The organism is Streptomyces turgidiscabies Car8, assembly GCF_000331005.1.
GTDB lineage: Bacteria > Actinomycetota > Actinomycetes > Streptomycetales > Streptomycetaceae > Streptomyces > Streptomyces turgidiscabies.
Genome location: NZ_AEJB01000467.1, coordinates 1 through 4,165 on the forward strand (window position 1 = coordinate 1; position 4,165 = coordinate 4,165).

Genomic DNA, 4,165 nt, shown 5'->3' on the forward strand with positions numbered 1-4,165 from the left:
AGGACGAACACCGCCAGCAGTTTGGCGCCCATGTCGATGCCGGTGGCGCCCAGCAGCTGCACGAGGGCCATCGTGGCCAGTGACCACGCCCACCACGGCAGGTCGAGACCCGTGTGCGTGCTGACCAGGCCGCCCACGATGGCTCCGTACAGCCCGTACATGGCGGCCTGGATCGCGCAGTACGCGAAGAGCGCGACGCCCGCGCTGCCGGCGCCGGCGGTCCGCCCGAGGCCTTTGCCGATGTACGTGTAGAAGGCGCCCGCGTCGATGACGTGCCGGCCCATGGTGACGAAGCCGACGGCGAAGAGCAGTGTGACCACGCCGACCAGTACGTAGAAGCGGATGGGACCGGGACGGGCGCCGAGGGCGAGAAAAACCCGTCCACCCCCTCAGCGCCGCTTCCGCAACACCCGCCCCACCACGATCGCCGACGCAACCACCAACGCCGCAGCCGGCGCAGCCCACCGCAACGTCAGATTCCCCACCACCTGCTCCGGCGGCGGCACCGGCGCGTACCGCCCCCGTGGCGGCGCGTGATCCACTTCCTCCGCACTGCGCCCGATCATCGTCCGACGCGCATGCGCGGCCTCAGCAGGCGGCTCACCGGCATCCATGAACCGCCTGGAAACCGCCTCACCCCCGCCCTCGTCGCCCGCGTCCTCGTCGCCCGCGTCCTCGTCCCCGTCCAAGCCCTCGTCGAGATCAACGTCATCGGAAACATCAACGTCGGGAACCGGGATCTCCACCACAACCGGAGCCCCGTCAGCCCCGTCAGCCTCCCCGGCGCCCTCAGCAGCCTCCCCCAACCCCTCCCCGAACCGCCGAAGCAACCGCACACCCGCCGCGGCGACCGCGTCCGCGGGAAGCTCGGTCAGACGCCCGTCCGCCGTCACCGTGCCCCCGAACACCAACGCCGAGCCGCTCTCACCCGAGTCCTCCGCCTCCGCCTCCGCCTCCCGCACCCGCAAGGTCAGAGCCAGCTTCACCGACCCGCCTCCGCGCACCTCGACGGCATCACCCTCGACGACGTACGCGTACTCCTCGTCGCCACCGTCACCGCCCGGGCCCCCCTGACCGCCGGGGCCGTCCGCGACAGCGACCCGCAAGGACCCGCGATAAGTGATCACGTGCCCAGCGATACGCACCTTCAGCCGCCCGGCGACCCCGTCGGCGGCAGGCTCGGTGCCTGCGTCCTGCTGGAGTCCGGGAACCGCGCGGGCGACGCGCGCGGGGTCGGCGAGCACGTCCCTCAGCCGCCCGACCGCAACCGGAACGAACACCTCATGGTCCATGAAACCCGAGAGTACCCAGCGTGGCCCGGGTCACACCCACGCATCCGGTGATTCGGACGGTATCCCCGAGGTATCCACACCCACGCGGCCCCACAAACCGCCACAAGCCCCCGCCGCCCTCCACCAGCGCCCCTCGTACCGTCTCTCAGTACCGCGGGTGCACCAGCGTCGACGCCCGCAGCCCCACCACCCGCATCCGCGCCGCGGCCCGCGCGTCCGCCGCCAGCCCCGCCTGGGTGAGGGTCCACAGCCGGGGCCCGGCCGCCCCGTCGAGCCCCAGGCGGGGGCCGGGCCCCTCGGCCGTCGCCAGCACGAAGCCCCAGTCCCGCAGGGCATGGGCCGTCCTGGGCGCCGCACGGTCCGGGCCGGCGGCGAAGCCGGCGTCGCGACCGGTCGCGTCGTGGGCCACGCGGTAGGGCGCGGTGCGCAGCCCGGCGGCCCGCATGGTCGTCTCGACGGTCCAGAACGCGCGCGGCCGGGAGGAGACCGGCCCGCCGTGGACGACCAGCCGGCCCCCGTCGGTCAGCACCTGCCGCGCCAGCCCGTAGAACTCCTGGGAGTACAGCTTCGTACTCGCCGTGATGCCCGGGTCCGGCAGATCCGAGATGACGACGTCGTAGGCGGCCCGCGCTCCGCGCAGCAGCCGGAAGGGGTCGGCCGTCGTCACATGGACGCGCGGGTCGTCGAACGCGTGCGCGTTCAGGGCGGAGAGTGCCGGGTCCCTGCGCGCCAGCCGCACCACGCCCGCGTCGAGCTCGACGACGTCCACCCGCCGTACGCCCGGATACCGCAGCACCTCCCGCGTGGCGAGCCCGTCGCCGCCGCCGAGGACGAGCACGCGCGCGTGCGGGCCGTTCATCGCGGGGTGGACGAGCGCCTCGTGGTAGGCCCGCTCGTCGCGCCCGCCTACCCGCAGCCGCCCGTCCAGGAACAGGTTCAGCGGCCGGCCGGCCGTGCCGCCCGTGAGGACGACCTCCTGGATGTCGGTCCGCAGCGCCACCCGTACGTCGTCGCCGTACACCGCGTGCCGGGCGGCGCGTTCGAAGTCGTCGACGAGGACGGCCGCGGAGGCCAGCATCCCGATCACGGTCACGTTCGCCGCCACCAGCAGCCAGCGTCCGCGCCGGGTGAGGTCCCGCCGGAACAGGCCGAGGACGAGGGCGCCGCCGACGAGCGCGTTGACCGTGCCGGTGAGCAGGGCGCCGGTGAGCTGGCCGAGCCAGGGGAGCAGGAGGAACGGGAAGGCCAGGCCGCCGACCAGCGCGCCCACGTAGTCCGCGGCGAACAGGTCGGCGACGGCGCCGCCCGCGTCCTGGCGGCGGATGCGCTGGATCAGCTCCATGAGCAGCGGCACCTCGGCGCCGATCAGCAGGCCGATGGCGAGGGAGAAGGTGACGAGGAGGACTCGCGGGCCGTTCGCCCACAGGCCGCCCCAGTCGCCCGTCCACGCGAACACGGCGTAGAGCGCCATCGCGCTGCAGCCGCCGACCAGCGCGAGCGCGGCCTCGACGGCGGCGAAACCGGCCGCGGCACGGCAGCGCAGGCGTTTCGCGGCGAGCGAGCCGATGCCCATCGCGAACACCATCACGGAGAGCACGACGGACGCCTGGGTGACCGAGTCGCCGATCAGGTACGAGGCGAGCGCGACGAGCTCCAGTTCGTACACCAGTCCACAGGCCGCGCAGACGAACGCGCCGGCGAGGACCAGGAACCGGCCGATGCCGGGCCGGACGGGCAGCCGCGCGGGGCTGCCCCAGGACGGGGGGATGCCCGGCGGGGCCGGCACGTGCGGTTCGATCACGCTGGGAACGCTACGTCACACTCTCGGTGCGCTTCGTCACCCACACGTGTGGTCTCGGTTTACGCGGAGGGAACCGGTGTGAAGGCGGAGGGAGCCGGTGCGAACGTCGAGATCCGTCACCGGCGCCCCTCGTCGGTGTTCGTCACCGGCGCCCTTCGTCGGTGTTCGTCACCGGCGCCCCTCATCGGTGTTTCGTCACCGCCCGCCGCTCAGCGGGCCGCCGCCACCCGCACCCCCACCCGTGTCCTGGTCGCCACGAGCTGCCCGTCCTGCGGATAGGCGTGCCAGGTACGCCAGTGCACCTGGCCCTCGTGCCGCTGGGCCAGCATCGCGGTGAAGGCGTGCGGGCTGCCCGGGAAGACGCCGGCGAGACCGTGCGGATGGTCGGCGACCAGGGCCAGCAGTTCCTGGGCGCGCCCGGCGAACGACCCCGGCGACAGGATCTCGACTCTCGCCGCGAACTCGTACTCCCAGTCGTCGACCCGTTTGGCCACGCCGAGCGGGAGGGGGGTGCGGGATCCCGGGATGCACGCGACCGTCTCCGAACAGGTGCCCTGTCGCTCTTCCAGGAGCACCTGGTGGGAGGCGCCGAGGAGTCTCAACTGGAGTTTCGCGTCCGACAGTTCGATGTCGAGGGTGGCGAGGGCGGGCAACGGCTCCCGGCCCAGGGCCCAGGCGAGGTCGGCCGCGCGCGTGTCGGTGTAGGTGGTGTTCAGGGTCGTGAGCATGGGTCGGCTCCGCTAGCACGCAAAGGGAGGTGTGGGGAAAAGGTGTGCAACGAGGTGGGGGTCGGGCGCGTCCCGGTCGACACAAGTCGTCGACACCGGGAGATCGGCCCGGTCAGCCCGGTCGTCAGGAGGAAAATCCGGAGAGGTCCGGGGAGATCCATGGACGTCCAGGGGCTGTGTTGGTGGTCTAGAGGGAATCATGAACGGTGGCGCCGCCACAGCGTTTTTACCCAACTTCGTGGGGTTTCCATCCCTCAGGGGGCTTCACAGCTCAACTGTTCAACCGCGGCGTACGCCCGAGCGTGCGACGGACGGCCACGAGCCGGTCGTACGAACGCCCGCCG

At 72.7% G+C, this 4,165-nt stretch carries 3 protein-coding genes and 1 pseudogene; all 4 read right to left on the reverse strand.

The annotated features are described in order from the left end of the window. Positions 1-329 (reverse strand): annotated as a pseudogene (locus tag STRTUCAR8_RS33995) (amino acid permease); the annotation flags it as partial. A gap of 60 nt (positions 330-389) precedes the next feature. Further along, a complete protein-coding gene (locus tag STRTUCAR8_RS34000; RefSeq protein WP_006380766.1) occupies positions 390-1,292 on the reverse strand; it encodes an SRPBCC family protein in 903 nt (300 codons plus the stop codon). A gap of 145 nt (positions 1,293-1,437) precedes the next feature. Then, on the reverse strand, positions 1,438-3,093 hold the full coding sequence (locus STRTUCAR8_RS34005; protein WP_006380769.1) for a polyamine aminopropyltransferase: 1,656 nt from the start codon (positions 3,091-3,093) through the stop codon (positions 1,438-1,440). 209 nt (positions 3,094-3,302) lie between these two features. After that, positions 3,303-3,821, reverse strand: coding sequence for a DUF2617 family protein (locus STRTUCAR8_RS34010; RefSeq protein ID WP_006380768.1), 519 nt, complete (start codon positions 3,819-3,821; stop codon positions 3,303-3,305). Positions 3,822-4,165 lie beyond the last annotated feature (344 nt).

Coding starts and splice junctions, on each gene's coding strand:
- STRTUCAR8_RS34010 (WP_006380768.1), bottom strand. CDS start 3,821: ATGCTCACGACCCTGAACACCACCTACACCGACACGCGCGCGGCCGAC.
- STRTUCAR8_RS34000 (WP_006380766.1), bottom strand. CDS start 1,292: ATGGACCATGAGGTGTTCGTTCCGGTTGCGGTCGGGCGGCTGAGGGAC.